26 protein-coding genes are annotated in these 26,377 nt (G+C 45.1%); 16 read left to right on the forward strand and 10 right to left on the reverse strand.

The window, feature by feature from the left end; all coding sequences use genetic code 11:
* The first annotated feature begins 70 nt into the window (after positions 1-70).
* Positions 71-1,333, forward strand: coding sequence for a GNAT family N-acetyltransferase (locus ACUZ8J_RS08620; protein WP_446693580.1), 1,263 nt, complete (start codon positions 71-73; stop codon positions 1,331-1,333).
* Between the two features lie 112 nt (positions 1,334-1,445).
* On the opposite strand, the gene ACUZ8J_RS08625 is transcribed toward ACUZ8J_RS08620, so the two are convergent.
* Positions 1,446-2,069, reverse strand: coding sequence for a LysE family translocator (locus ACUZ8J_RS08625; RefSeq protein WP_011626464.1), 624 nt, complete (start codon positions 2,067-2,069; stop codon positions 1,446-1,448).
* Positions 2,070-2,231: 162 nt separating this feature from the next.
* Positions 2,232-2,681, reverse strand: coding sequence for a hypothetical protein (locus tag ACUZ8J_RS08630; RefSeq protein ID WP_446693581.1), 450 nt, complete (start codon positions 2,679-2,681; stop codon positions 2,232-2,234).
* Between the two features lie 243 nt (positions 2,682-2,924).
* On the opposite strand from ACUZ8J_RS08630, the gene ACUZ8J_RS08635 reads away from it, so the two are divergent.
* The 7 genes from ACUZ8J_RS08635 (at position 2,925) to ACUZ8J_RS08665 (ending at position 9,220) form a co-directional block, all read left to right on the forward strand.
* The gene (locus tag ACUZ8J_RS08635) at positions 2,925-3,536 is read left to right on the forward strand and encodes a YbhB/YbcL family Raf kinase inhibitor-like protein (RefSeq protein ID WP_446693582.1); all 612 of its coding nucleotides are present in this window, start codon (positions 2,925-2,927) and stop codon (positions 3,534-3,536) included.
* A 4-nt stretch (positions 3,537-3,540) separates the two neighbouring features.
* Complete coding sequence (locus ACUZ8J_RS08640) at positions 3,541-4,719, forward strand: L-dopachrome tautomerase-related protein (RefSeq protein ID WP_446693583.1); 1,179 nt, start codon at positions 3,541-3,543, stop codon at positions 4,717-4,719.
* A gap of 21 nt (positions 4,720-4,740) precedes the next feature.
* The gene (locus tag ACUZ8J_RS08645; protein ID WP_446693584.1) at positions 4,741-5,202 is read left to right on the forward strand and encodes a VOC family protein; all 462 of its coding nucleotides are present in this window, start codon (positions 4,741-4,743) and stop codon (positions 5,200-5,202) included.
* 266 nt (positions 5,203-5,468) lie between these two features.
* A complete protein-coding gene (locus ACUZ8J_RS08650; protein ID WP_446693585.1) occupies positions 5,469-6,473 on the forward strand; it encodes a glycine betaine ABC transporter substrate-binding protein in 1,005 nt (334 codons plus the stop codon).
* Positions 6,470-6,952: an Atu1372/SO_1960 family protein gene (locus ACUZ8J_RS08655; RefSeq protein ID WP_446693586.1), complete on the forward strand. Its 483-nt coding sequence runs from the start codon at positions 6,470-6,472 to the stop codon at positions 6,950-6,952. Before ACUZ8J_RS08650 ends, ACUZ8J_RS08655 begins: the two co-directional genes overlap by 4 nt.
* A 148-nt stretch (positions 6,953-7,100) precedes the next feature.
* The gene (locus ACUZ8J_RS08660) at positions 7,101-7,640 is read left to right on the forward strand and encodes a sugar O-acetyltransferase (protein ID WP_446694921.1); all 540 of its coding nucleotides are present in this window, start codon (positions 7,101-7,103) and stop codon (positions 7,638-7,640) included.
* Between the two features lie 176 nt (positions 7,641-7,816).
* Positions 7,817-9,220 carry a diguanylate cyclase domain-containing protein gene (locus ACUZ8J_RS08665; RefSeq protein WP_446693587.1) on the forward strand — a complete coding sequence of 468 codons (1,404 nt, stop codon included), beginning with the start codon at positions 7,817-7,819 and terminating at the stop codon, positions 9,218-9,220.
* Between the two features lie 208 nt (positions 9,221-9,428).
* On the opposite strand, the gene hppD is transcribed toward ACUZ8J_RS08665, so the two are convergent.
* Positions 9,429-10,469, reverse strand: a complete 1,041-nt coding sequence (hppD, locus tag ACUZ8J_RS08670) for a 4-hydroxyphenylpyruvate dioxygenase (protein WP_446693588.1) — start codon at positions 10,467-10,469, stop codon at positions 9,429-9,431.
* Between the two features lie 113 nt (positions 10,470-10,582).
* Positions 10,583-11,743, reverse strand: coding sequence for a homogentisate 1,2-dioxygenase (locus ACUZ8J_RS08675; RefSeq protein WP_446693589.1), 1,161 nt, complete (start codon positions 11,741-11,743; stop codon positions 10,583-10,585).
* Positions 11,744-11,961: 218 nt separating this feature from the next.
* On the opposite strand from ACUZ8J_RS08675, the gene ACUZ8J_RS08680 reads away from it, so the two are divergent.
* Together ACUZ8J_RS08680 and ACUZ8J_RS08685 are read left to right on the forward strand one after the other, a co-directional pair.
* Positions 11,962-12,876, forward strand: coding sequence for a LysR family transcriptional regulator (locus tag ACUZ8J_RS08680; protein WP_446693590.1), 915 nt, complete (start codon positions 11,962-11,964; stop codon positions 12,874-12,876).
* 159 nt (positions 12,877-13,035) lie between these two features.
* Positions 13,036-13,830: a TIGR00266 family protein gene (locus tag ACUZ8J_RS08685; protein WP_023265690.1), complete on the forward strand. Its 795-nt coding sequence runs from the start codon at positions 13,036-13,038 to the stop codon at positions 13,828-13,830.
* A 97-nt stretch (positions 13,831-13,927) separates the two neighbouring features.
* Here the strand turns inward: ACUZ8J_RS08685 and ACUZ8J_RS08690 are convergent, their stop codons facing one another.
* The 3 genes from ACUZ8J_RS08690 to ACUZ8J_RS08700 all read right to left on the reverse strand — a co-directional run bounded on the left by ACUZ8J_RS08690 (position 13,928) and on the right by ACUZ8J_RS08700 (position 18,332).
* Positions 13,928-16,765 (reverse strand): TonB-dependent receptor domain-containing protein, encoded by a 2,838-nt coding sequence (locus ACUZ8J_RS08690; RefSeq protein WP_208659108.1) that lies wholly within the window; start codon positions 16,763-16,765, stop codon positions 13,928-13,930.
* Positions 16,766-17,479: 714 nt separating this feature from the next.
* Positions 17,480-17,812, reverse strand: a complete 333-nt coding sequence (locus tag ACUZ8J_RS08695) for a hypothetical protein (protein WP_446693591.1) — start codon at positions 17,810-17,812, stop codon at positions 17,480-17,482.
* Positions 17,813-17,870: 58 nt separating this feature from the next.
* The gene (locus ACUZ8J_RS08700; protein ID WP_446693592.1) at positions 17,871-18,332 is read right to left on the reverse strand and encodes an EVE domain-containing protein; all 462 of its coding nucleotides are present in this window, start codon (positions 18,330-18,332) and stop codon (positions 17,871-17,873) included.
* 286 nt (positions 18,333-18,618) lie between these two features.
* Between ACUZ8J_RS08700 and ACUZ8J_RS08705 the strand changes: the two genes are divergently transcribed.
* Together ACUZ8J_RS08705 and ACUZ8J_RS08710 are read left to right on the forward strand one after the other, a co-directional pair.
* Positions 18,619-18,999, forward strand: coding sequence for a DUF6508 domain-containing protein (locus ACUZ8J_RS08705; protein ID WP_023265694.1), 381 nt, complete (start codon positions 18,619-18,621; stop codon positions 18,997-18,999).
* 128 nt (positions 19,000-19,127) lie between these two features.
* Positions 19,128-20,840 (forward strand): AMP-binding protein, encoded by a 1,713-nt coding sequence (locus ACUZ8J_RS08710; RefSeq protein ID WP_446693593.1) that lies wholly within the window; start codon positions 19,128-19,130, stop codon positions 20,838-20,840.
* 230 nt (positions 20,841-21,070) lie between these two features.
* Here ACUZ8J_RS08710 and ACUZ8J_RS08715 read toward each other — a convergent pair whose 3' ends face one another.
* Complete coding sequence (locus ACUZ8J_RS08715) at positions 21,071-21,337, reverse strand: PGPGW domain-containing protein (RefSeq protein ID WP_089067595.1); 267 nt, start codon at positions 21,335-21,337, stop codon at positions 21,071-21,073.
* 264 nt (positions 21,338-21,601) lie between these two features.
* Here ACUZ8J_RS08715 and ACUZ8J_RS08720 point away from each other — a divergent pair, with 264 nt between their 5' ends.
* From ACUZ8J_RS08720 to ACUZ8J_RS08730, 3 genes are all read left to right on the forward strand, one after another.
* Positions 21,602-22,354, forward strand: a complete 753-nt coding sequence (locus tag ACUZ8J_RS08720) for a substrate-binding periplasmic protein (RefSeq protein ID WP_446693594.1) — start codon at positions 21,602-21,604, stop codon at positions 22,352-22,354.
* A gap of 106 nt (positions 22,355-22,460) precedes the next feature.
* Entirely contained in the window at positions 22,461-23,486 is a 1,026-nt protein-coding gene (locus ACUZ8J_RS08725; protein WP_446693595.1) for a M14 family metallopeptidase, read from the forward strand.
* Entirely contained in the window at positions 23,486-24,355 is an 870-nt protein-coding gene (locus ACUZ8J_RS08730) for an alpha/beta fold hydrolase (RefSeq protein ID WP_446693596.1), read from the forward strand. Before ACUZ8J_RS08725 ends, ACUZ8J_RS08730 begins: the two co-directional genes overlap by 1 nt.
* A 62-nt stretch (positions 24,356-24,417) precedes the next feature.
* Here ACUZ8J_RS08730 and ACUZ8J_RS08735 read toward each other — a convergent pair whose 3' ends face one another.
* On the reverse strand, positions 24,418-24,825 hold the full coding sequence (locus ACUZ8J_RS08735; RefSeq protein ID WP_011626453.1) for a YccF domain-containing protein: 408 nt from the start codon (positions 24,823-24,825) through the stop codon (positions 24,418-24,420).
* Between the two features lie 269 nt (positions 24,826-25,094).
* On the opposite strand from ACUZ8J_RS08735, the gene ACUZ8J_RS08740 reads away from it, so the two are divergent.
* A complete protein-coding gene (locus ACUZ8J_RS08740) occupies positions 25,095-26,042 on the forward strand; it encodes a 1-aminocyclopropane-1-carboxylate deaminase/D-cysteine desulfhydrase (RefSeq protein WP_446694922.1) in 948 nt (315 codons plus the stop codon).
* Positions 26,043-26,045: 3 nt separating this feature from the next.
* On the opposite strand, the gene ACUZ8J_RS08745 is transcribed toward ACUZ8J_RS08740, so the two are convergent.
* Positions 26,046-26,306 (reverse strand): hypothetical protein, encoded by a 261-nt coding sequence (locus ACUZ8J_RS08745; protein ID WP_446693597.1) that lies wholly within the window; start codon positions 26,304-26,306, stop codon positions 26,046-26,048.
* Positions 26,307-26,377 lie beyond the last annotated feature (71 nt).

Raw genomic sequence — 26,377 nt, forward strand, 5'->3', positions numbered from 1 at the left:
TGCCGAGAATTAGGCTTAATTGCAACCTTGGATCTTGGCTTAGTGTGTTTAACGGATAAGAATTCAACGAATGAGACAACTGATATTGGCCTTTGCCAGCGCAGCGCAGAGTATTGACGCTAACAGCTGGGATCGATTGATGGGGAAGGACAATCCCTTTTGCCAGCATGCTTATTTCCTCAGCTTAGAGCAGAGTTTGTCGGCCTGTGCCGCGACGGGCTGGCGGCCACATCATTTGTGTGTTTACGACGCCACTGGCAGTGAATTTGCGCAAGAGTTTGAGGCCGATATCATCATTAGTCCAAAAGATGCTGCAGATTTTATGGCTTTACCGCTACTGGCTTTGATGCCGCTCTATCAAAAATCCCACTCCTATGGTGAATATGTGTTTGATTGGGCATGGGGGCAGGCCTATGAGCGCCATGGCCTTGAATATTATCCTAAATTGTTAAATGCCATTCCGTTTACGCCGGTGCAGGGGCGGCGGTTGGGGTTATCGCCTACGCTTTTGGCAGAGGAAGCGCAGCAGCTAAGTCGCGTCGTATTTACGTGTTTAAATGAGCAATTAGCCAATGCGGATGCGCCTATGTCTTCTTGGCATAGTTTATTTGTCTCGTCTTCGCAGCAAGCGCTATTTGCAGAGGCATCTAATCACACTTCCCTTAAGCGTTTAAGTACCCAGTTCCATTGGCATAATCGTGGCTATAAAGATTTTGAAGCGTTTTTAGCGGCGCTCACCTCCCGTAAGCGTAAAAACATCCTTAAGGAGCGCGCCCAGCTACAGCCCTATGGTTTTCAATATGAGTTTGTCGCGGGAGCGGATATTAGCCGTGAGCAATGGCAGCATTTTATTGAATGTTATCAATTAACCTACCTTAAACGCTCCGGCCATCGTGGCTATTTAACCCCAACATTTTTTAACATGATTGCCGAACGGTTGGCTGAGCAAATTGTCTTGCTCGTCGTAAGTGACGCGAAAGGGCAGATGTTAGCGGGCGCGCTGTATTTTACGGGCCGCAACGAGCAAGGGCAGACATGTCTGTTTGGTCGTTACTGGGGCAGTACTGTCGAGCTTGAGGGATTACACTTTGAGGCCTGTTATTATCAGGGGATTGAATACTGTATCGCCCACGGAATTGATATCTTTGATGCAGGCGCTCAGGGCGAACATAAAGTACTGCGCGGCTTCGAGCCTGTGGCGCTTTATTCTTACCACAATATTGCTCATCCCGACTTTAAGCGAGCCATAGCGCATTTTACCGAGGAGGAAGCTGCACAAATGCAAGTGTATATGCAGCAGATGCGCGAGGTGTTGCCCTATAAAAAGGGCTAATAACCACCATAAACGTAGAGCGTCGCGTCAACAAATACGTTGGCTCGACGCGAATGGGTTTACACAAAAGAGTGATGTACTAAGCACATATCACTCAAGACAGCATGTTTAACTAGCTCACCGCTAACCAGATGCCAACGCCAATCATAAGGCTGCCGGCGATACGATTTAGCCAACGAATATTATCGCCACGACTTAAAAATATTCTCAGACTCTTACCGCCACTGGCGTAGGCCAACATAGAAGTAAACTCTGTCACCATAATAATGCTAAGTAGGGCTAGGAGTTGCGGCGCAACCTCGCGCTCGGCATTAATAAATGGCGGTAATAGCGACACCATAAACGCCCAACCCTTAGGGTTAGCAATGGCGGTAATAAACCCCTGTGAAATCAGCGTAAAGTTACTGGCTCTTGGGTTAGTGTCATCATCGCTGAGCATGGCCATCTTGCCTCGTGCGCGCCACATCTGCACGCCGATATAGCCTAAGTAAATGCCACCAACCCATTTAAATACCTGAAAAACCTCAGGGTAGTTAAGCATAATGCTGGCCACTCCCATGACCGCAGCGGTCGCGACCAAGGCTACCCCAACAAGCTCGCCGAGCATCATCCACAGGGTACGGCGCACACCAATGCTCATCCCAAGCGTCATGGCAAGTGTCATACACATACCGGGGGTGATAGAAACAAAGAAAAAAGTCGGAATAAAAACAGCAAGTAAGGCAAAGTCTGGCATGTTTTTGGCGCTCGGTGTGAAATAACTGGAACGCTAGTGTAATCAAAATGACTGATTTAGCAACGGATCAGTGCTCAGGCTTTCTTTCGATTATGTTACTTACTGTTACAAACGGCTGTAAGCATAAGGGTAATATGCTGAAATTGATCAAAGCAATGATAGTTAAATCAATAACTGAGTAATTACAGGTTCGCATTCTGTATCAATTAAATAAACTGTCTCTTGGCCAATAATATAATAACTATATAAATTTTGATAAATATGCTCACCTAACTGCCCATAACAATGTAGCCTTGCATTTTTTACCGACTTCCATGCTGGCCAAGGCAAACTAAAGTCATCACGCTTGATAAAATCAATATTTAACTCTTGCTCTAAAGGGAATGCTGTTTCGTTATTATTGAGTTGATGACAATAGGTTTGATAGCTGGACTCATCAATGATTTGAAGCCCTGCGATAGTTGGAAAATAAATTTCCATGGCTAGAGGCATGCCGCTTTGTCCTTGCCAACTAAGTGTTAACGATAAGTTATTGAGTTGGCAGTTAATCAGAGGATAAGGGCTTAGGCTGCGCTCAAGGGGAAACCAAGGTTGGTAGCGGGTTGATACCATAGATTTATCCTCCATTAATTATAAAGGTTTTTGATAAAAACTGTTTATATTCCCAGATAACATTAGGCCGAATACGTTAAATAGTGCCTCTGATAAAGCAGCATAACCTATTTTTTAAGGATTCATCCATGGCGATTATCTAATAATTTTTGAAACTCATATCAGTAAAGCGTGGCTTATCAAAATTTTGAGCCAGGTTATGCTTAATCATCATGACACTTTTTACTGTGAGTTGATCTTATTATGCAAAAATTTTCAATTGGTTATTCGATTAAATATTCACTAGTGGCAACAGTGATTATTTTTAATATGGCCAGTATTAATGCGGAAGCTAACGCGACTGAAACAACCTTATTAGAGAGTTCGCAAACCCCGTTTAACTTAAAAAGTAATTTAACAGCTAACGAGTTAATTCCTGCCGATTATTATTGGAATAACTTTGGCTGTTCAGGCGCAAATATCGCACCTTCTTTAACTTGGGAAAATGCCCCTAAGGGCACCCAAAGTTTTGCGATGACTTTTTATGATAAAGATGCCCCAACGGGCAGTGGTTTTTGGCATCGTGTGGTCTACAACATTCCAAAACAAATCAATATATTAGCCGGTGGTGTCAATGGCGGTGAATTGCCTGCTGGTGCTGTTGAAGCTAATACGGATTTAGGTAAGCCGGGATTTTTTGGACCTTGCCCACCTAAAGGTCGTGAGCATAGATATGTGTGGACTGTTCATGCTTTAGATGTGGCCAAATTACCGATAGATGCCAATGCTACTCCCGCTTTAGTTGGGTTTTATCTGTGGCAGCATAGACTAGGTGAAGCCAGTTTGACCTTCTTAGCTGGTTCGAAAGAGGGTTAAACCAATGAACAAATATGCATTACGTTCTTACAATAAAACCTTTGTGCTTAATCTGTTATTAGTAAGCCAAGTGTTGGTTGCATCACAAGTAATAGCACAGCAGCCTGATCAACAGGCCATTGCTCAAGTTCAACCTGAGGTTTATGCCAGCCTCGATGGTGCCGTAGGTGGCATTAGTTTTACCTCAACCGATAGGCTTATCTTTAGTTACCATCCTTTCTATCAACCTAATATCAAGGTGGGGGAATTGCTGGCTAACGGTAAGGTCACTCCCTTTCCGAACTCAGATTGGCAGCAATGTCATGATCCTCAAGGTAAACCCAAAGATCCCGATACCTGCTTGAATTGGGTTTTAGGGCTGCGCACCGACAATCAAGATAAAGTATGGCTGCTTGACTCGGGTCAAGCAGAGCCTCGAATCGAACCTAAGTTGGTGGCGTGGGATACCCGTAAAAATCAGTTAGATCGGATTATTCATCTGCCTTTTCCCGTATCGATCCCTGAGTCACAGCACAATGACTTTGTGATTTCATCTCGCCATCAAGCCATCATCATCGCGGACGAAGGCATTGCGACGGGTCCTATTGGTGATAAAGCTGCGTTAGTCGTAGTCGATCTCACCACGGGTAAGAGTCGCCGGGTATTGCAAGGTGATAACAGTGTGATGCCTGATTTGCAGCGGCCACTTATTATCGATAGCCACAGCGCCAAACCTAAACAAATTGACGTATATGTTGGCGCTGATGGTATCGCTTTAGATAGCGCTCAGCATTGGCTTTACTTTGCACCAATGAACAAGGACAAAGTTTACCGAGTCGCAATGGAGGATTTGCTCAATCCGGATTTAAGCACTCAAGCTTTATCTGCCAAGGTGGAAGCCTACGCCGACAAACCCAACAACGGTGGCCTCAGCATTGATGCTGCTAATAATCTTTACCTTACCGAAGTGGGTGAGCGTGCTATTGGCATCATCCCCGCGAACACGCGCCAGTATCAAACCTATGCCTATGACGAGCGTATGGTTTGGCCCGATGGCGTGAGCTTTGGCAAAGACGGCTACCTGTATTCGGGCGCAGCACAATTACCTCTATCCGCGGCGTTGAATCATGGCAAAGCAGAAAACTACCCGCCGTATTATATCTTTCGTTTTAAACCCTTAGCTGCTGGTGTGCCTGGCAATTAACACTCACAGGGAGAAAGTCATATGAACATTGTTGGATTAGATCATTTTACCATCCGTACCCCGAAGTTGGCCGAAACCGTCGCGTTTTTTCAAGATGTGTTGGGTTTAACACTGGGATGGCGACCTCGGTTTGGCTTTCCTGGACATTGGCTCTATGCGGCAGATAAACCCGTGCTGCATTTAGTGGAGGTTGGTAGCCGTGCCTTGGATGCCTATTTAGGAGAAAGTCTAGTCCAGTTTGGTTCTGGTCGAGTCGATCATTTATCGTTTCGAGGGACAGATCTTGCGCAAATGCAGCAGCATTTATGCCAACTAAAATACCCGTTTAGGGAGCGAATTGTTCCAGAAATTTTTGAGCATCAATTATTTATCGAAGATCCAAACGGTATCACTGTGGAAATGATTTTTCTTTACTCTAGGGATAATGCTGTGGTCGGGATTGCAATGGAAAGGCTCGCGATTCTACCTGAGGATGAAGTCTAATACCAATCGTATTAAATATCTGTTCATTCAGCGGGAGTTAAACGGGCTTTAGACAAGGCGAAGGGTTGAAGGCATAGTGGTGCTCTGTCGAAAGCCTTAAACGCAGTATAAAGCCCGTTCAACCCCGCCCTGCGGGAGCCTCACAGGCATCTCACTCCCGTGTTACATTGACTTAAAAGGGAATAACCATTTCTTCGTCAATGCGCCTTGGATTGAGATGCCTGTGAGGCTCTGAACTGATTAGATATTTAATGTGATTGGTATAAATGACAGCAATCGACCCAAAGCGTCGACAATTATTACAGGCACTAAGTGTCGGCAGCATGGCCTCATCTAGTTTATTAAGCCTCGGAGCGATAGCGATGAATTTACCGAATATCAATCAAGAAAATCAATATGAACATGGTCAAAAGCCTCAGATGCAGGCCTCAGGGCAACTGATCCAGTTAGGCGTTACAGATCTAAGTTTTCATCGAGTAACGGCGGCAGTTGTTGCCCACGTAATGCGGTTAATGGGCAAACAAGTTGAAATAAGTTATGCGTTGCACGAGGCAAATTTTCATCGGCTCAAGCTTGGGCAGATAGATTTGTTGAGCTCAGCTTGGTTGCCTCACAGTCATGGCGTTTATCAGCAGGATGTTGAGACCCAGGTCGCAACGCGAGAATTGGGACTACATTATGAGCCGTACGCACTCTGGGGAGTACCAGATTATGTACCAGAGGATGCGATTTCTCGCATCGAAGATCTGCTAAAACCTGAGGTAAAACAACGGATGCGGCCGATGATTCAAGGTATTGGTGAGGGGGCGGGTATTACCCGTTTCTCTAAAAATATCATGCGTGAATACCAATTAACCGCAGCGGGCTATCAGTTTAGAACGGGTACTCAAGCTGATTGCGTCGCGGCATTTGAGTCAGCTGTGTCGGTAAAAGAGTGGGTCGTTGTGCCACTCTGGCATCCACAATTTTTACATCACCAATATGCAATTCGTGAGCTTAAGGATGTTAAGGGATTGCTTGGGGGCAAAGACAGAGCCGTATTGCTCGCAAGGGAGGATAAGTTAATCGAGCACTTTACTCCTGAACAAATTACCGTGTTAGATAACATAACACTGTCTAATCAAATTGTTGCCGAGTTAGATTATGGTGTGAACCGTTTAGGATTAAGCGAAGATCAAGTTGCATCACAGTTTTTAACGAACAATCCCGCAGTATTGACGGCTTGGCTTACGCCACTGTTAACGCAGATGATAAAGAAGGCCACACTATGAGCAAGCCTAATCATTGTACACCAGAGACTAGGCTTGCAGAGGCTGGGATTGCTTTGCCCGAAGTCGCCAATGCCCTGGGGCATTATGAACCCTATGTGATTGTTGGCTCGCAACTGATGACCTCTGGGCAGTTTCCTTACTTAAATGGTGAGCTGATGTATAAAGGGCAGCTTGGGCGCGACCATACCTTGCTTGAAGGTTATGCGGCCTGCCGGCTTGCGGCGCTCAATGCTATTGCTCAGCTTAAACAGGCGTGCGGTGAGTTGTCGCGGATCAAGCAAATTTATCGTTTGGAGGGGGTATTAAGTGTCCACGAATTCTGTGGTGAGCATCCACAAGCATTAGATGGTGCTTCTGATTTGCTACTGCAAGTGTTTGGCGAGGCTGGGCGACATAGCCGGATGATTTGGACTAATCCTGTGATGCCCTTAAACAGCTTATGTTTAGTCTATTTATTTGCTGAGTTGTATGCCGACTAACGCTTTACGCTGGGCGGCGCTTTCAGTCGCCTTTGACTCATTTTTGTCCGCAGTTGTTATGTTTCTTGAATTTTTGCTGGTCGATTGTTAGGGTTGCGTCATTATTACAAGCAGTTAGTGTTGAAACTTGATAACAGAAAAGCAAAAAATGTTGGCGGGCCAACCCTATATCGCCTCAGATGAAACCTTATTAGCTGAAAGAATGCAGGCTAAATTGATGTGTCATCGATTCAATCATGCCGATCCTACGCAGCTTGAGGCACGCATGGCCTATTTACGGGAATTGTTGCTCATCCCGAATTGCGGCCATATCGAACCTAACTTCTTTTGTGATTACGGTTATAACATTCAAATCGGTAAGCAATTTTACGCTAACCATAACTTAACCATACTCGATGTTTGCCAAGTGACCATTGGCGACCATGTGATGTTTGGTCCCAATGTGTTGCTCTCTACCGCAACACATCCTATTGAACCCAGTGCACGCCTCACAACTGAATACGGTAAGCCTGTTCAGATTGGCCACCATGTATGGCTAGGAGGTAATGTCTGCGTGTTGCCCGGCGTGACCATTGGTGATAATTGTGTGATCGGTGCGGGGAGTGTGGTGAATAAAGATATTCCCGCTAACAGTGTCGCCGTAGGTAATCCTTGTAAAGTGATTAAACAGATCCACGATACGGTTTAAGTGCGCCTTCAGCGGTAAATCGGGGTGGCGAATAGGCGTGTTAAAGCAAAAAGCCTTTTATCTATTACACTTAGCCTAGACTGTTGCGCCTAATACATTTTATGGTGTCGCGCATTTGCGTTTAGTTAGCTCTATTCAGATTAATAGCCTTATCACTTTGCAGGGTTGATGACGGATTGAAGACACTTTTTACGCCATTTTTTCCACTTCGACAGAGCAATGCTGCGCTGCTATTGGCGTCGGTGATCTATTGGATGACGGGCGCTTGGGGGCAAACTTTATTTAGTTTACAGCCCGCGAATATCACCTTGATTTGGCTACCATCGGGCGTGGCATTAGTCATGCTGTTAATCTGGGGGCGTAAGGCGTTGGCGCTTATCTTCCTGGCAAGCTTTATGCTGAATTATCAAGGAATGACGCAGGATACTTCGCTGATTCTCTCGATAGCCCATACGGCGATAGCGGCGTTGATTGATATGCTTTCTCCCGCTATGTCTATGTATTTGCTACGACGTTTCTTACCCCTTGGGACTCGCAGTGCAAACGATTTGATGAAGTTTGTGGTTGTAGCGTGCATAGTGCCTATTTTAGGCTCGAGCGCCCTGTTATCGGGAAATTTAGTATTAGGCGGCTATATTCCCTCGAGTGCATTTTGGCGGATGGGACAAATGTTCTTATTTGCCGATATTCTAGGCATAGTGTTGGTGTATCAGCTTTATGCAGGTTGGGTAGAACCGAATGCACTGAATATTACTAAAAAGCGTCATCTCCTTTTGCCTTTGATTGGTCTGCCACTATTTTGTTTGATTGGCGTAAATTTTGACTTAGGTTGGTTGTTTTACATTATCCCACCGTTATTAATCGTCCTGTCCTTTGAGGTGACGCGCTTTTACCTTGCACTCTTTAGTAGCGCCTCCATGCTGTTTATGATTATAGCGACGGCGCAGGGGTATGGTCCTTTTATTAATCCCACACCATTTCAAACCAATACCGAAATGATGGCCTTTGTATTGTCATCTGCATTGACCATTTTTGGGGTGTCACTACAAAGAGCGCAGTTGCGCCGCACCGAGCAGGACAAACAAACGGCAGAGCAAGAAGCCCTGTATGATCCACTCTCTGGTTTATTAAATCGTCGTGGTTTTATGCCACAACTAGTGGATCTGGATACATCAACGACGTCTTATTCGGTCGCAATGTTGGATCTCGATAACTTTAAGATGATTAATGACACCTATGGTCACAGCGTGGGCGATAGGGTCATCCAGCTGTTGGCGCAGTTGATACACAATCACAGCCGCAGCCAAGATATTGCTGCGCGTCTAGGCGGTGAAGAGTTCGCCCTTGTACTTAGGGATATCGATGCAGCGCAGGTGCAGCCTGTACTTGAGCGTATTAGAAAATCCTTTGCAGAGATGTCGATAGCGGCCGAGGAGCACACGATTTACTGCACTGTCAGCATTGGTTGGGTGGAGTATCAGCAAGGCATCGCTGGCGAGTCGTTGCTGCATTTGGCGGACAAGGCCTTGTATCAAGCCAAGGCAAAGGGCAAAAACACGATTGTAAAGTATCAAGCTTAAGCGCAATGCCAATAGGTGTTGTTCGAATTGGTGATGCTCAAGCGGTTTATAGCCAAGGGGGCAAGGGGCGATACTCAAAAGGCCGTGAGCGAAAGACAATAATTGAAAGGCCATCCGACAAGAGTGACAAACAAGGGATGACAATAGGACATAAAAAAACGGTACGCAGAGCGTACCGTTTTTGTTTCTTATGTATTAAAGGCTGCGATTACAGCACGCCGCGGCGCATTTGATCCCGCTCAATCGATTGGAACAGGGCGGTAAAGTTACCTTCACCAAAACCTAAGTTGTTCTTACGTTGAATGATTTCGATAAAGATCGGGCCGAACAGGTTCTTAGTGAAGATCTGTAATAAATAGCCTGATTCGTCGCCATCCACCAAAATTTGGTGATGCTTGATACGCTCACGGTTTTCAGTCACTTGCGGGACTTTATCGAAAATGGTGTCGTAATATTCGGGAATAATATCCAAGCATTGAATAGAGCTGCCTTCCATCGCATCCAAGGATTTTACGATATCACGGCTTCTAAAGGCTAAGTGTTGTACGCCAGGACCATTGTATTCCTTCAGGTATTCATCGATTTGGTTCTTATCGTTGCCTTTACCTTCGTTAATCGGAATGCAGAAGCTGCCATCGGGTGAGCGCAGGGCGTAAGACACCAATGCGGTTTGTACGCCGCTGATGTCGAAGTAGCGGACTTCGGTAAAACCAAAGATGTTTTTGTAGAAGTTGGCCCAATGTTCCATGGTGCCTTTATAGACGTTATTGGTTAAGTGGTCGACTTCGATAAAGCCTTTCTCTTGGGTGATAACTTGTTCACTTAAGTCTTCAAAGTCAGTGGCATAGATATTGTTGTCGGCACCGAAGGTGTCGATAAAATAAATTAAGCTATCGCCAATACCATAAATTGCAGGATAGGGCAGATCCTTGGCCGAATCGGCTACGGCTTTGGCGCCGCGCTCTACCGCCACACGGTGAGCAAAGCCGGCATCTTCTACACGCCAGCCCATAGAGCAAATTGCAGGACCGTGGGATTTGGCAAATTCTGCCGAAAACCCTTCGCGCTCGTTGTTGAGCAGGAAGTTAATATCATTTTGTTTGTAGTACAAAATGTCTTTATTCTTGGCTTTTTTCAGCAGTGAAAAACCAAAGTCGATAAACACTTTGTGCATAAAATCGCTGTCGGGGCTGGCGAATTCGGTGAATTCGATACCGAGTAAGCCCAGTGGATTGAGTTCGCTTGCCATGATCTGTTCCTCTTGATTAATTCAACACGCAGTCACTCTTGTTGCTTTGTACACTGTGGTGACTTACGGCTAGTCGGTTTAGTAAAGCCATTTACTCATGCTGCTGTGCAGCGTTAGTTTTCTAGCCAAGAGCGGTTGTAGTCTTTACTCATGCAATTTTGCACATGTTCGGTTAGTTTCAGTGGGGCGAAGGTGTCCACCATCACTGCATATTCATAGGTTTCTTTTTTGCCAATCGAGGCTTCGGTGCGGCCAGGTTGTGGGCCGTGTGCCACCCCTTTTTGGTGTAGGGTGATGTAGCCTGCTTCAATCCCGGTGCGACTCATAAAGTCACCATCAACGTAGTACAGCACTTCGTCACTATCGATATTGTTGTGATAGTAAGGTGCAGGAATGGCGCGCTCGTGGAAGTCGTAAGGACGCGGTACAAAGTTACACACCACAAAGTTGTGGGCGGTAAACACTAAGTGATCCGAAGGCGGTAAGTGAATTTTGCCGACTTTCGGCGCGTATTCGGTGATGTTAAATGCCCAAGGGTAAACACAGCCGTCCCAACCCACAAGGTCAAAGGGATGCCACTCTAAGGTGGTCAGTTGGTACTTATCACCAAATTTACATACCAGCGGGAAGGCGCCGCGTTGAACTACGGCATCTTGCAATACGGGCGTGCGTAGATCGCGTTCACAATAGGGCGCTGACTCGAGTAATTGACCGTATTCATTACGGAAATGCTTTGGCACTTCCACCATTGAAAAGGCTTCAATCACAAATAAGCGCACATTACTGTAATCGTTAAATTTGAGCTGATGTGTGGTGCCGCGTGGGATCACTAAGTAGTCCCATTTTTTAATCTCTAGGGTGCCATATTCACTGTAGAGCGTGCCTTCACCTTCGTGCACAAATACCACTTCATCAGCGTATGCATTGCGGTAAAACTCAGCGGTGTCTTGGGTGACTTTTGCGGTGTAAATGGCCACATCATTGTTATAGAAGATTTTGTTGCGGGCGCTAAAAAAGTTGCCTTCACGATCGGCCGTGCGAGAGTCCAATTTATAGTTTTGAACTAAAGAATCTTCCCATTGGGCACCGTGACCGAGGTGGTAGGGCGCCACTTCCAGCGCCTTCGTCGGCATATTGTGATGATATTTATTGGAATAAATATTGGAAAAACCATGGGTTGAAAACAGCTCTTCACGATATAGTTCGCCGTTTTCCTTCTCAAATGCGATATGGCGCTTATGGGGGACTTGGCCTTGTTTCACATAAAATGGCATGGTGGATCCTTGAGTTTTATGCGCTGTGAGTGGGGCTCTACAGGGCTTATTGTTATGTTGCAAGTTGCATTACTGTGATCTTCTTATCAATTTAGTTGCTTAGATGAACAAAAAAAAGAATAATAAATCTGTCATCTCAATCTAAAAAATAGATGGTATTAGCTGCTTTACGCTTCGTAGCGTTTGCGTGACATTTATATTCGCGCCAAGGAGTCCCCATGCGCATCGATATTGATGCTTTTAATGTGTTGCAAGTGTTAGTGGAAGAGGGCAGTTTTGCTAAGGCTGCCGAGCGTTTACATAAGGCGCAATCGGCGGTCAGCTATCAGGTCAAAAAGCTAGAGGAACATTTAGGTGTGCAACTTTTTAGCCGTGACCAATACCGCGCCGAGCTGACGAGTGAAGGGCGGGTGATCTTGGCCGAGGGGCAAAGACTGTTACAACACCTTGCCAATATTGAACATCTTGCCAGTCGTTTTAGTGAAGGTTGGGAACCAAAACTGGAGTTAGTGATCGATGGCGCCTTGCCGATGGAGCCGATTATGACGGCGCTTAAACGAATGGCTGAGCATCAAATCCCGACGAAAATTCAGCTCAACATGGAGTTTCTCGGCGGTGTGCAGCACAGATTTGAACGTGATAATGCGGATCTGATGTTGGTTAAAGACTACCGCACCGGCCCCTATTATCACCCACAGCCGCTGCCAGCGATTACTAGCGTGCTGGTGACGAGTGCTTCACATCCGCTGGCACTATTAAAAAAAATCAGTCTGCCTGAGTTACAGCAGCATGTTGAGCTGACCATCGAAGATTCCTCCCCCAATAAAACCTATCGAGATGAGCTGCAATTCGGTGGCGATAAAGTGTTTTATCTTTCTGGTTTTATTATGAAAAAAAACGCGTTATTAAAAGGATTGGGCTTTGGCTGGTTGCCAGATTTTTTAGTGCAGGAGGAGTTATTGAGAGGTGAGCTTGTGGAGGTCGATTTTGTCGGTGGCAGTCGTTATACCTTTATTCCCCAATTAGTGTCGACCCTTGAGCGCCCCCTGGGCCGTGCGGGTAAGCTGTTTACTGAGTTGATCCTAGAGGAATTTGCTAAAGCAGAGCAGTTTAATGGAGTGGGTTTAGGTTAATCCGCTGCTACTTGTCATGTTTTGAAACAATTTTCTGCTGCAACATTGAGATAAAAATAATCGCATTCTGACATTTTATGTCATAGAGTAAGTCCTAAATCGAACTATGTTTTACGACTTATCAAATCAATAAGGACTGACAGAGTAAAGGGGAATTGTATGTCTAGACGTTGCCATGAAGTGGACTATGAAATTATCGGCCACAGTATGCAGTTGGTTGAAGTGGAGCTCGACCCTAATGAGACTGTGATCGCTGAAGCTGGTGCTATGAATTATTTGGAGCAGGACATCAGCTTTGAGGCCAAAATGGGTGATGGCTCCGAGCCGGAGTCAGGCTTTTTTGGCAAGTTGATGGGGGCCGGTAAACGTGTGCTGACGGGTGAGAGCATCTTTATGACGCACTTTACGAACCTCGGGCATCAAAAACGCAAAGTCGCCTTTGCAGCGCCTTATCCCGGTACGATTTTGGCGATAGATCTTGCCCAATATGGTGGCGAGCTGATTTGCCAGAAAGACAGTTTTCTCGCTGCAGCCCTTGGAACTCGCGTTAGCATGAAGTTTAATCGCCGTTTAGGTACAGGCTTTTTTGGCGGTGAAGGGTTTATTCTGCAGAGTTTACAAGGCGATGGCATGGCGTTTATCCATGCGGGAGGCACTTTAGTTAAGAAAGAACTAAAAGGTGAAACCTTGCGTGTCGACACAGGTTGTTTGGTCGGTTTTACCCCTGGTATTGATTACGATATCGAGCGCGCTGGTTCATTGAAGTCGATGGTGTTTGGCGGAGAAGGGCTGTTTTTAGCGACCTTAAAAGGCCATGGCACTGTGTGGCTGCAGAGTCTACCCTTCTCGCGGATGGCGGATCGCATTATTGCTCACGCTCCTTCTGCTGGTGGTAGCGACCGCGGCGAAGGTTCAGTCCTCGGCGGGCTTGGCCGTATGCTTGATGGGCGCTAAGTGTGTGCAGGTTTATGCTATAACATCAAGGTAAAAAAAGTGACATATCGAAATTGAAGATATGTCACTTTGAATGGGAGATCTTAATTAAAGCTAATTAAAACTTATAGTTAACACCAACGGTAATACGTTGACCTAGGATGTCATAGTATGCACCTTGGTTGTAAACACTTGGTTGACGTGGTGGGGTTTCATCAAACATGTTTAGGATACCTGCACGTACTTGTAGTGCATCAGTAATGTTGTAACGTGTCGTTAAATCAAACGTCATATACGATGGAATATCGTTGTAATTGTTTTGATTCGGTGACCAGTCATTACTGAGGACTGTGCTGCTACGGTAGTTTGCGGTTAACACTGCAGAAAAATCTTCATAGGTATAGTCTGTAGTGAAACGATGACGCCAACGTGGTCTTTCCTGCTCACCCGTTTCTTTGACTTCGTCTTCAGCAAAACCTGTAGAGTTGAACGAGCGTTCTTCTAGGTAAGTACTGAATAAACGGAAGCCCCAATCACCAAAGCTCGTTTCTAAGGTGTAGTTAGCTTCGATATCAAAACCTGAAGTTTTGCTGGTGGCTGAGTTAACTGGTTTCTCGTAGTAGTTAACGATCTCATGAGTATTAGGATCACGTTCAAGCAGAGGACAGAATGGGTTGTTCAATGTACTTGATTGATAACAATATTTTACTACTTCCTGACCTGTGAAACTGTTGATGACATTTTTCATGTCAAACGTCCAGTAGTCCACTGTAAAGCTAAGATTTTCAATATAGCTTGGGGTGTAAACGAAGCCGATTGTGATGTCATCTGCTACTTCGTTCTTCAGATCTTCGTTACCTACAATGAATCCAGGACGTGTAGAGCCATACCAATCCTGTGAAGGTTCGAAATCAGCAGGGATACCCTGAGCCGCACAGTTTGCTAGCACATTATCTAAATAGTCAGGATTGATTTGATTACGGTAACTTGCAGCACAGTAATCTCTCATCGTTCTGAATGTTTGCCCTGGTGGGTTATACAACTCACCAATATTCGGAGCTCTAACAGACTTAGAACGGTTGAAACGCAGTCTTAAATCATCATAAACAGCCCAGTTCAAACCAACTTTCCAAGCTGTATCAGAGCCTGAGGTAGAGTAATCCATGTAGCGGTATGCTGTTTCTAACGTTAAGTCTTGCACTAAAGTCACATCACTTAACAATGGAATAGAAAACTCTGCAGAAGCTTCTGTTACGTCAAACTCACCTTCTAATGGTTGAGATTGGTTGTTGAATAGCAAACCTTCTCGCATTGCTGGATCGGGTAACGTGTCAGCTTTCTCTTTTCTATATTCAACACTGAATGCACTTGATACAAAACCAGCGGGTAATTCGAATAAGTCACCACTTACTGATGCGCCTAATGCAGATTGAGTGATTGACGAACGACGAATTGCGTCAGTGCTAACCCAGTCGTAGGCATCTTGGTCGAAAATACCTCGGCCAAAGACGTTTAAAGGCAAGCAGCCATTATCTCTGGCGCTTTCGCTACGACAAACAACATTACCATTAGCATCTTTTACAGTATCAACAGCATCGTAGAAGCGTTGTTCAAACATTTCACCATACCATTCGGTATCCGCTTGGACATGACCAATGGTAGCGTAGGTATCATATGACCAGTGTTCAGATAAAGAACCCTCGAATCCTAATGCTATTCGGGCTGTTGTTCGTTCTTGACTATATTTGCGGTTACCGAAGTCAGATGCTAAGTAACCAACATTCACACCTTTGCCTGGACCCGATTGACCAGCACTAACAAGTGCTGACGCCTCTGGAGATAAGAAGCCGTTATCTTCGTATAATCTGAAGTTTAAAAACGCAGGAGAGCTTTCACCATAAGCGTCTGATTTGCTTAAAGTCGCTTCCATTGTCATTTTATGGTTGTCATTGATGTCGTAGCTCATTACTGAGAAGAAGTTGATACGATCCAATGGGGTTTTGATGAATGAGTTTTCGGCAAAGTTATAACCCTCACCGCCCAAATAATCCACGCGGCCAGAAGTTAGCGGTGGTAAAGGCTCACCGAGTTGCATTGGACGAACATTGCCATTTTCATCAAATGTATAGCGCGTACCGTTAGAAACAAAAGTACCCGTTTTGCTATATGAAGCAAGTACTTGCTGACCATATCCCCAAACAACCGCTTGTGGATCATCTGGACCTGTTGCATTTTGGTTTCTGACAACAATAGGAGCGTCACGTAAGAACTCTCTGTCCATATAAGACAATTGGCCTTGACGTGCCCAGCTCAAGTTTGTCACAAAGCTTGCTTTGCCAATCTCCGAACCGAATGTGATCGAGGCGTATTCTTCTTCGCCACCATCTTCTGTCGGCTGAGTGGTTGACACGTCTACAGCAATGCCATCAAAACTCTTCTTCGTGATAATGTTTACTACACCCGCAATAGCATCGGAACCATAGACTGCTGAGGCGCCACCTGTGGTAATTTCGATACGCTCGACCATCGCAGTTGGAATATTGTTAAGGTCTACGGCGCCTGAACCTGGTGCACCTGCAACAAATCGACGTCCGTTAACGAGCACGAGGGTACGGTCAGAACCTAAACCCCTAAGGTCAGTGTTATTTAAACCGCTAGCAAATACGGTATTGTTGGTCGTTTCAGGTGATAAACCAACTAAGGTATTTGGCATTTTGTGTAATAAGTCGGCAACGTTTACAACGCCTGCATCAACTAAGCCATCACCAGTAATGACGGTAACTGGAGTCGGTGCAAGTTCACCAATACGCTTAATTTTTGAGCCAGTGACTTCAATACGTTCAATTGTTTCAGCTTGTTCTTCAGCTTGAGCATAAACTAAGTTTGAAGCTGTTAAGCTTGCTGCGGCAAATATGCCGTAGCGAACTGCTTTTGCCGTCAGAGACAACGAGTTCATACATTTCTCCTTTATATTTATATTTCTAATTGGTTAATTGTTTTTCTTTTGTGAAATCGGTTGTTAACAATTTCATCAATATATTTATTTGTTGATTACATTAATGTCAATACGGAGAAGATAAACGGAGTGGAACATAGTCAATAATTAAGATTAAATTAAGCTATAAGTTACAAATTAAACAAAAAAATAACTATATTTTAACAAAATTTGATAGGTTATGTTTTTGTTGTTTATCTAACCTATTGTTATTAAGTGAATATTTTTAATGTAATTGATTTTGATTTTTTTGTGTCTTTAATTTGTAACTTATTGTTATTGGCGTTTGTTAGGAGTGATCTTATGGGGCGCCGTTCTGCATATACTTTTATAAAGTAGAGCAAAAGTTGTATTTACTTTTCATTTTTAAATAGAATTTATGCTGTGTGTTTGTTTCTAATTGTTGCGGCTTGAGTGACTTTACCCTTCGTTATGTTGATCGTTAGATGAGCCTCATCAGTGAGTAGTGCTTAGGGTGTTTTTTGTGTTTTTTAAATAACGCTGAATTTCTGATTTATCAATTTGGATGTTTGGATGTGAGAAACGGAGGGAAATTGAGTTAAATTATGCTATTGGTATGATTTTAAAAAAGGTTAAAAATGGTGGAAAGCTTAAGTATTCTTGGTTTTACTAAAGCGCACATAATACAATTTAAATGTGCGCTTTTATTTCATCTTAATCTGTAATGATATTTACAATATCAAGGATCTTGCGGCTTTTTTCATCGAGTTTGATGATAGAACCTTCAATTTGAATACTTATCTCACCGTCTTTATCTAGCGAAACTACCACGCGACCACGGTTGTAAATATCGTAATCTAGGATATCGCCACGGTGCAGTTTTTTCTGCCATCCAGGCGGGAGAGGTTGGCCGTTATCGACTTTCTTCTGTAAGCCTGGAGGTAAGTCTTTGTCCTTTTTATCATTATCGTGTTTTGCCAAAGCGTTTATCGGGGCGATTAAGCTGAAAACGACTCCGCCAATCAGTGAAGTGGTGAATTTATTCATACTTGCGCTCTGTTAAATTCAACCTCGTATGGATGAATTTTGAGCTCAACATAAGCTGTTATCGAATGAGCATCAGTACGGCTTGCCATTGCTCGGCGGTAACGGGTTGAATACTCAGCCTTGAACCTTTGGATACTAAGTACATATCAGCTAATTGTGGCAAGCTTTTAATCAAACTCAATGGAATGATTTGCTTAAATTGTTCCACAAAGCGAATATCGACCCTGAGCCATCTTGGGTTGCTAGGATCTGACTTAGGATCAAAATAGGTTGATTCGGGATCAAAGGCAGTGCTGTCAGGATAAGCATTTGTTACCACTTCAGCAATGCCGACAATACCAGGGACTTTGCAGCTTGAATGGTAAAAAAATATCTTATCACCAATTTGCATCGCGTCGCGCATATAGTTACGCGCTTGGTAGTTACGGATCCCAAACCAAGCTTCGGTTTGATTGGGGCAAGCCTTAAGATCGTCGATACTAAATTCGTCGGGCTCTGATTTCATCAGCCAGTAGTTCATCTTTTATCCTTCACAAAAACAGCCAGTCTCTTCGAGTTAATGCATTGAGTTTATCTTACTTTTTGTTTGCCCCACAATTAACCGTACTCTGAGCAGATTATTGAGAGCGTTAAGTCAGCGTTCAGTTAACACCGCTTACCCTGTCATCTCTATCGAGTCTGGTATGCCTCATGCACTGGTGCTATGACGCCGCAAATAGATGCAATGTAGGCAGATTTAGGTCCCAATCCAAGCCTTATTTCAATACCCGACTTATATGAGTGATGTTGAGACAGTGAGGTGTGCTATGGAAACTTCAGCAATGACCACAGACAGTGGCCTATTCACTAAATACCTTAAAGATTTCACCGCGGGTGATGTGAGCCTGCACCGCGATCGCATGTTGGAATTTGTCAGCGATTTAACTACTCAGGGCTGGTTACTTGCTAATTTCACTTGGGATTACTGGTATAACAACAGTTACTTAGTTGATAAACCTGCTTATATCCGTGATGCCAGTGTCGCTCAATGCCGTCTGTTATTAACTGCGATGACTCGCCTCGAAGTGTTCAGTCCTGGGGTGTTAGAGAATATGCGCCGCCAAGGGGTATTGCTGGCGATTATGGAGCGTTTGCAGCGTTTAGAGGTGTTAACCACTGATAAACAGGTGGCGTTTATTACCCGTTAATCAAGATGTTCGAGTAATAGAACATCCTTACTCTTTAGTCTAATACCGTGCTTTTTTACTTGTGAGATGTTCCGAGGTTTGGTTAGTTTTAATCCCGCTAACCATAATAAAAAAGCACGGAGGCCTTAATGTCTGTTTCAACGACTCAAGCAACAAACCCACTTAAGTACAGTGAGTTCCGGGGACCAAATTCCCCGGAGCTTGTTGAAAAAACGATAGGACAGTACCTTAACGATATCGCTAACACTTATCCCGAACAGTTAGCCGTTGTCGTGAATCATCAAGATATCCGCTGGAATTATCGCCAATACCTTGCGCAAATTGATGCCTTGGCCACAGGCTTACTTAAACTGGGCATAGGTCCTGGAGATCGCGTCGGCATTTGGTCGCCCAATAATATTGAGTGGTGTCTAACCCAATTCGCCACCGCCAAAATTGGCGCCATTATGGTGTGTATCAACCCCGCTTATCGACCTGAAGAATTACAATATGCCCTGACTAACGTGGGCTGTAGAGCGGTGATCTGCGCCGATAAATTCAAGTCCAGTAATTACTTGCAGATGCTCTACGAGTTAGCGCCAGAGCTTAAGGTGTGCGCCGCAGGGCAATTACAGGCCAAGGCGTTGCCCGAGTTACAATTTGTGATCCGCATGGGGGCTGAAAAGTCTCCCGGCATGTTGAACTTTGATGATTTATTGGTTGAAGTGACGGCCGATGACAAGACTGCGCTCGAGCAAATCGCCGAATCACTTAGCCCTTTTGATGCGATTAATATTCAATTTACCTCTGGCACTACGGGTAGCCCAAAGGGTGCGACCTTATCGCACCACAACATCCTGAATAATGGCTACTTAGTGGCCGAGGCGATGAAGTTTACCTGTGAAGATAAGCTCTGCATTCCAGTACCTTTATACCATTGTTTTGGGATGGTGCTCGGTAACCTTGTGTGCCTCGCTAAGGGGGCCGCGGCGGTCTTTCCAGGAGATTCCTTCGATCCGCTGACCACCTTAGAGGTGGTTGAGCGTGAACGCTGCACCGCATTGCACGGTGTACCCACTATGTTTATCGCCGAGTTAGAGCACCCCGAATTTAAACGCTTTGACTTAAGCTCGCTGCGTACCGGTGTTATGGCGGGAGCGACTTGTCCTGAAGAAGTGATGCGCCGGGTACAAAACCTGATGTATATGCAGGAAGTGTTAATTGGGTATGGGCAAACCGAGTGTAGCCCGCTGAACCACATTACTGAAATCGACTCACCAGTTGAGAAACGTGTGCTTACCGTTGGCCGTGCTTTACCTCATACCGAAGTGAAAATCGTCGATGAATTTGGTGAAGTGCTGCCTATCAATACGCCCGGTGAAGTCTGTAGCCGTGGCTATTGCATCATGCAGTGTTATTGGAATGATCCTGAAAAAACGGCGGCAACTATCGACAGTGAAGGCTGGCTACATTCTGGCGATATTGGGCAAATGGATGAGCAAGGTTATGTGCAAATCGTTGGCCGTATTAAAGATATGATTATTCGCGGTGGCGAGAATATCTATCCCCGTGAAATTGAAGAGAAACTCTATACCCATAAAGATGTGCAAGATGCAGCAGTGTTTGGGGTTCATAGTGATAAATACGGCGAAGAAGTGTGCGCGTGGATCAAGATTCGCAGTGGCGCCACGATTTCAGAGGAGGATATTCGGCATTTCCTCACCGAAAAGTTCGCCTACTTTAAAGTGCCTCGCTACATCAAGTTTGTGGAGCAATACCCCATGACAGTCACGGGCAAAATCCAAAAATTTAAAATGCGTGAGCTGATGTATCAAGAGCTATATGAGGATATTAATGCCTAAGGCATGATGACGTTTTGAGATGAAATCCTTCGGGCAGCGTTTAGCTAGCGTTTCTGCTGCGTTATCGTCCGTTTATGTGGAATCACTACACAGCACGGACTCTGCCTTGCATAAATGTCAGCCATATCGCTGCAAAAATTCCCCTAAAACGTCATTACGCCCAAGGGCATATTAAGATAAATCAACCCAAGTTCGAGTGCTTGGGTTGATATTTAGGTGGAGACTCAAGATTATCGGCGGAGACGCCGAATTTGATTGTCGAGCCAAGCCGCACTCTTACTTAATTGTCGCTGGCTTAGGCGCAGCCAACGCTTTGCCCAAGGATACTGAGTACTCAAGAGGGTTAGTCCTATCAGGATAAAGAGCAGTCCCGGTCCGGGTAAGAGTAAAAATATCCCTCCGACTAAGGTAAAACATGCACCTATCACGGTAATGACGGTTCGAGTCATCGCGGGGTGCATAAAATTCAACTTACTGTCTTTGAAAGAAATTGGCATATCGCGTCCCCCATGTTGACCTCATCAGGTTGGCCTCATCTTCCACTTTAGCCGCAAGAATGACGAACAGTGAATATCGATGCAAATTCAGTCTACTCCTATCATTTCTGCTTAAGCTAGGTTCCCGCCGGTTAAATATGTAACAAATATTCACTGTACCTTGAGGGATGGCTGATTATACTGAAAAGAGTTTAACCGCTGAGCATGTGATGAATTGTTTGTTTTTCAATCCATTAAAACAGATGATCCTTTGAGGGAGGTGTTATGATCCGCTGGTGCCCACTGATGCTCTGTTGCCTTTTCACTATGGCCAATAGCGCATTTGCCGACACGCTCAAGCTTACCTCATTACTCTGGCCGCCTTATTCCGGTCAGCAGTTGGCACAACAGGGGGCCAGTGTCGCGGTCGCTCAAGCCGCCTTCGAGCGCATGGAGCAACAACTTGTTGTCGATTTTTATCCGTGGAGCCGAGCGATAAAATTGGCAGCCATGCCCAGCTCCGATTACATCGGCTATTTTCCAGAATATTATTTTGAAACAGACAAATTTGTTTTTTCAAAACCAATAGGGATCAGTACATTAGGTATTGTTGAGCAAAAATCTCATCCCATTAGTTGGCATTATTTAGCCGATTTGAACCGCTATACCTTAGGGGTTGTAAAGGACTATGTGAATACCGACTCGCTGGATTTGATGATTGCTTCTGGTTCGCAGCCCGTCGAGGCCGTGACCTCCGATGAACAAAATATCAAGAAGGTGGCAGCTGGTCGCATCGATGGCGCAGTGATTGATGTCAACGTACTTTATTTCCTGTTAAAGCAACCTCATTTGCAGCCATTGGCGGATAAATTACAGGTGAATAAACAACTGCTTGCCAATAAACAGCTCTATGTTGCGTTTCGTAATACTGAGGAGGGGCGCCATTGGCGGGATGTTTTCGACCAGGGCTTAGCTCAACTGGATATTGAAAGCATTATGGGGGAGTTGCTGTTTCAGGAGGAAGTCACACGCCACTAAAGTGAGCTTGGCTGTGGCTTAATCTGTTGTCATAAATTTGTCGTGGTTCGCCATTAATATCGTCCTAAGGCTATGAGTCGATGCTCATTTCACTTTCTAGGATGATATGAATAACATTCCATTCGAGTTAGATACACTATCACAACTCATTGATACTCATCATCTTAAACTCAAATATCAGGTTCTTGCGGACATTCCATTTCGGCACCAACATTTTCCGCTCTACAGTGTCGAGTTAGGCGTGACCGAACGTCCATGTCCGACCGTATTATTCGTTGGTGGTGTGCATGGGGTGGAGCGGATTGGCTCCCAGGTGATTTTAGCTTTGCTTAACAGCCTGTTGCAGCGCCTTGCGTGGGACAAACACCTACAACAGTTGTTAACGGACATCCGCTTAGCCTTTGTCCCGGTGGTGAATCCTGTCGGGTTACTGCTGGGCAGTCGCGGTAATGGCAATCAGGTCGACTTGATGCGCAACGCGCCGATAGAGTCCCGGGAAAAAGTGTCTTTTATGGTTGGAGGGCAGCGGCTCTCTTCCAAGCTGCCTTGGTTTCGTGGCCTTGGCGGCATGGAGCTTGAAACAGCGGGACTGGTGGCCTATGTGCAACAACTGCTTAGACAAAGCACCAGTCTTATTTCCCTCGATGCGCATTCTGGCTTTGGTTTGACGGATCATATCTGGTTTCCCTATGCCCACACGCGCGCGTCCTTTGAAAATGCCCACTTCATTTATCACCTAAAACAGTTATTTGAAGCGAGCTATCCCCATCATGGTCATTATCGGCTTGCGCCCCAGAGCCAGTTTTATCGCACCCATGGTGATATTTGGGATTACTTGTACCGCCAGCATCATACCCATGATCCTCAAGCCAATATTCCATTCTTACCTTTGACCTTAGAGATGGGCTCATGGGCATGGATTAAGAAAAATCCAAGGCAAATATTTAATTTTGCGGGCTTCTTTAATCCGCAAAAAACACACAGGCACCACAGGATTTTACGCCGGCACACAGTACTGATGCAGTTCTTGATGGAGGCGGCGTACGCACGGGAGTTAGAGGGGCTGACGCCCGAACATCTCATACAACTGGCGCAGAGTGCGCAGCAGTTTTGGTATCGGGAGCGTTTTTGATGACAACGTGGGTATTACTCAGAGGCTTGATGCGCGATCAACGCCATTGGAATGGCTTTGATCAGAGATTAAGGCAAAGGGGCTGCACCGTTTTTACCCCAGACTTGCCCGGTAATGGGATCCTCACTCACCAAGTCAGCCCTTTAACTATCCCTGAATATGCCAGCTCGATATGGCAACAATTGGATGAGCATTTAGCGGGACAAGCCTTTTATCTGCTGGGCTTATCGATGGGCGGTATGCTCGCCATGGAAATGGCTAAGCAGCGCCCCGAGCAGATAAAACACGTTTTTGTGCTGAATAGTAGCGCGGCTAACTTATCACCTTGGTATCAGCGATTTAATGGATTGAATGCCCTGAGTGCTTGGGTCAAACGTTGCCGTGGTCGACAGCTTAATTCTATTGAATCGACGATTGTGCGCTTAACCAGCTATCGCCATCGGCGCGATGTCGCCTTGATTGCACGTTGGAGCCACTATCGCCACGAGTCGACACCGCATATTAGTAATGCGTGTCGTCAGTTGTGGGCGGCGTTTCGTTATCGCTGCCCAGCGTCTTTGCCTGTTCCAGTCAGTATTTTATCGGGTGATCGTGATGCCTTAGTGAATATTCAAACCAGCAGGGCATTAGCACAACATTTTAATGTCGACTTAGTTGTCTTGGCCTATTGTGGTCATGACATCACCATAGATGCGCCAGCCAAACTGGCGCATTATCTATTCGAAATGATAAGTCTAGAACAAGGGGAAGTGAGTGAGCCATTTGCTGATTACACTGATTTACTCGATGAAGAAAGGGACTATCACGAAGCAAGATTAGTGCAATCACTGCCTAACTATACATCAGCACTACCCAGTGATGCAGAGTAGTGCTGAGTGATCCGACTTAGGCTTTAGCGACTATGTTTATTACGCTTTAGCTACTGTGATTATTACGCTTTAGCTACTATGGTTTGCCCAATCGGTGTCAGGCTTAATAGCGCCAGCTTGATATGTTGGATCCCAAAGGGGATACCAATAATCGTCACAAAGCAGGCGAGGGCATGGGCCAAATGGCCTATGGCCAACCAAATCCCAAACAGCAAGAACCAAATAATATTGCCCACCATACCAAAGGCGCCTGTGCCTAAATCTTCACGTCCGGTTAAATGGCGACGATTCATTTGCTCTTGTCCAAAGGGCCAGAAGGTCAATTCGCCAATGACAAAGCAGGCGCGGCCGAAGGGAATACCGATAATACTGATAAAACACAAAATCCCCGCGAGCCACCAGGCGAGTCCCATCACAAATCCACCAAGGACAAACCAAGCAATATTGAAAATTAACCGTAAAAGTGACATTGAATACTCCTTAACTCATTTTAAATCTGTGTTGGCATTACCTTGGCCAACACACAGAATCATTAATTGATACTTAAATGGAGTAAGCGAGAATTGTGCCAAAATATTTTTCCTTATTTATCAGTGGAATATTTATCTTGGCGACGGTATGACGTTGTAAAAAAGGCTAGATTTTCGCGAAAATGCTTAATAATTACGGACGATGTAGGCAAGCTCGCGGTACACTAACGGCCTTGTTTCCTTCGAGTGTATCCATGTTAGCCAAAAGCCTGCTCTCTGACAGTCCTGTAGAGTCTTTTTCCTTTGCCGGACGCAAGATATTTCTCAAACGAGACGATTTATTGCATCCTGCGTTTAGTGGCAATAAAGCGCGTAAGTTTGCCTATTTTCTAGACCATGATTTTGCTGAGGTGACTAAGCTGATTGGTTATGGCTCCGCGCAGGCTAACTCGTTGTATTCACTGTCGGCGCTCGCCAAGCTGAAGGGCTGGCAGTGCGATTTTTATGTGGATCATATTGCCAGCCATATCCGCACCTTGCCGACGGGTAATTATGCCGCTGCCATCGGCAATGGTACGCGTGTCATTGATTTATCTAGCCTGATTACAAGCAATCCTTCTCTCCACCGTGAGCCTAATTGGACTTGCCAGGATTATATTGAGCAACAAGTCTTGCCGGCTGAACCTAACGCTTTGTTTATTCCTGAAGGCGGGCGCTGCCAGTATGCGCAATATGGTGTTAGTCAGTTAGCCGCTGAAATAGTTGCTTGGGCCGAGTCACAGCAAATTTCCGATCTCAAGGTGTTTTTACCTGCAGGTACAGGAACAACGGCACTCTTTTTAAATCAATATTTTGTGCGTCAGCAATTGAATATTCGAGTGCTTACCTGCGCCGTTGTCGGCGGCGATGAGTATTTAATGCAGCAGTTTTATGAGTTAAATCCCAACTCTGCTGAACATCCGCAGATTTTGAATGTGGGGAAGAAATACCATTTTGGGAAACTCTATCCTGAGTTTTATGCCATGTGGCAACGACTCAGTGCCAGCGGTGTGCAATTTGAATTACTCTACGATCCCTTAGGCTTTATTGTGTTAGAGGATTATTTACAGTGCGAGCAACATGCCTCCATCCTCTATATTCATCAGGGGGGGCTATTAGGAAATCAAACCATGTTGCCAAGATATAGACGAAAATACGGTGAGGGCGACGCAGGATAGCGTTTAGCCAACTAACTTATTACGCTTTAATATTTTGTGGGTGCGTGTGGCTATCTTTTCAAGATGTTTAAGATCTTTCAATCCCGGCGTATCGGTTGAATATTGCCAATAGCTTATTTCACCATCCAACATTTCCAGCATTTTTTTAGAACAGCCTAAACACTCACCTTGGCACATTTGTGCTTCATCTAAGTTAAGCGGAATAACCTGTTTAATCTGGGTTATTAAGGTCAGCATAGCCGTTTTAGTATCGGGTTTTGACATAGAAAATACATTCACAAATTGAGTGAGTGATTATATTAGCAGGGACAAATACAGATTAATTTGATCTAGGT

The organism is Shewanella sp. Koi 1 (genome assembly GCF_052907445.1).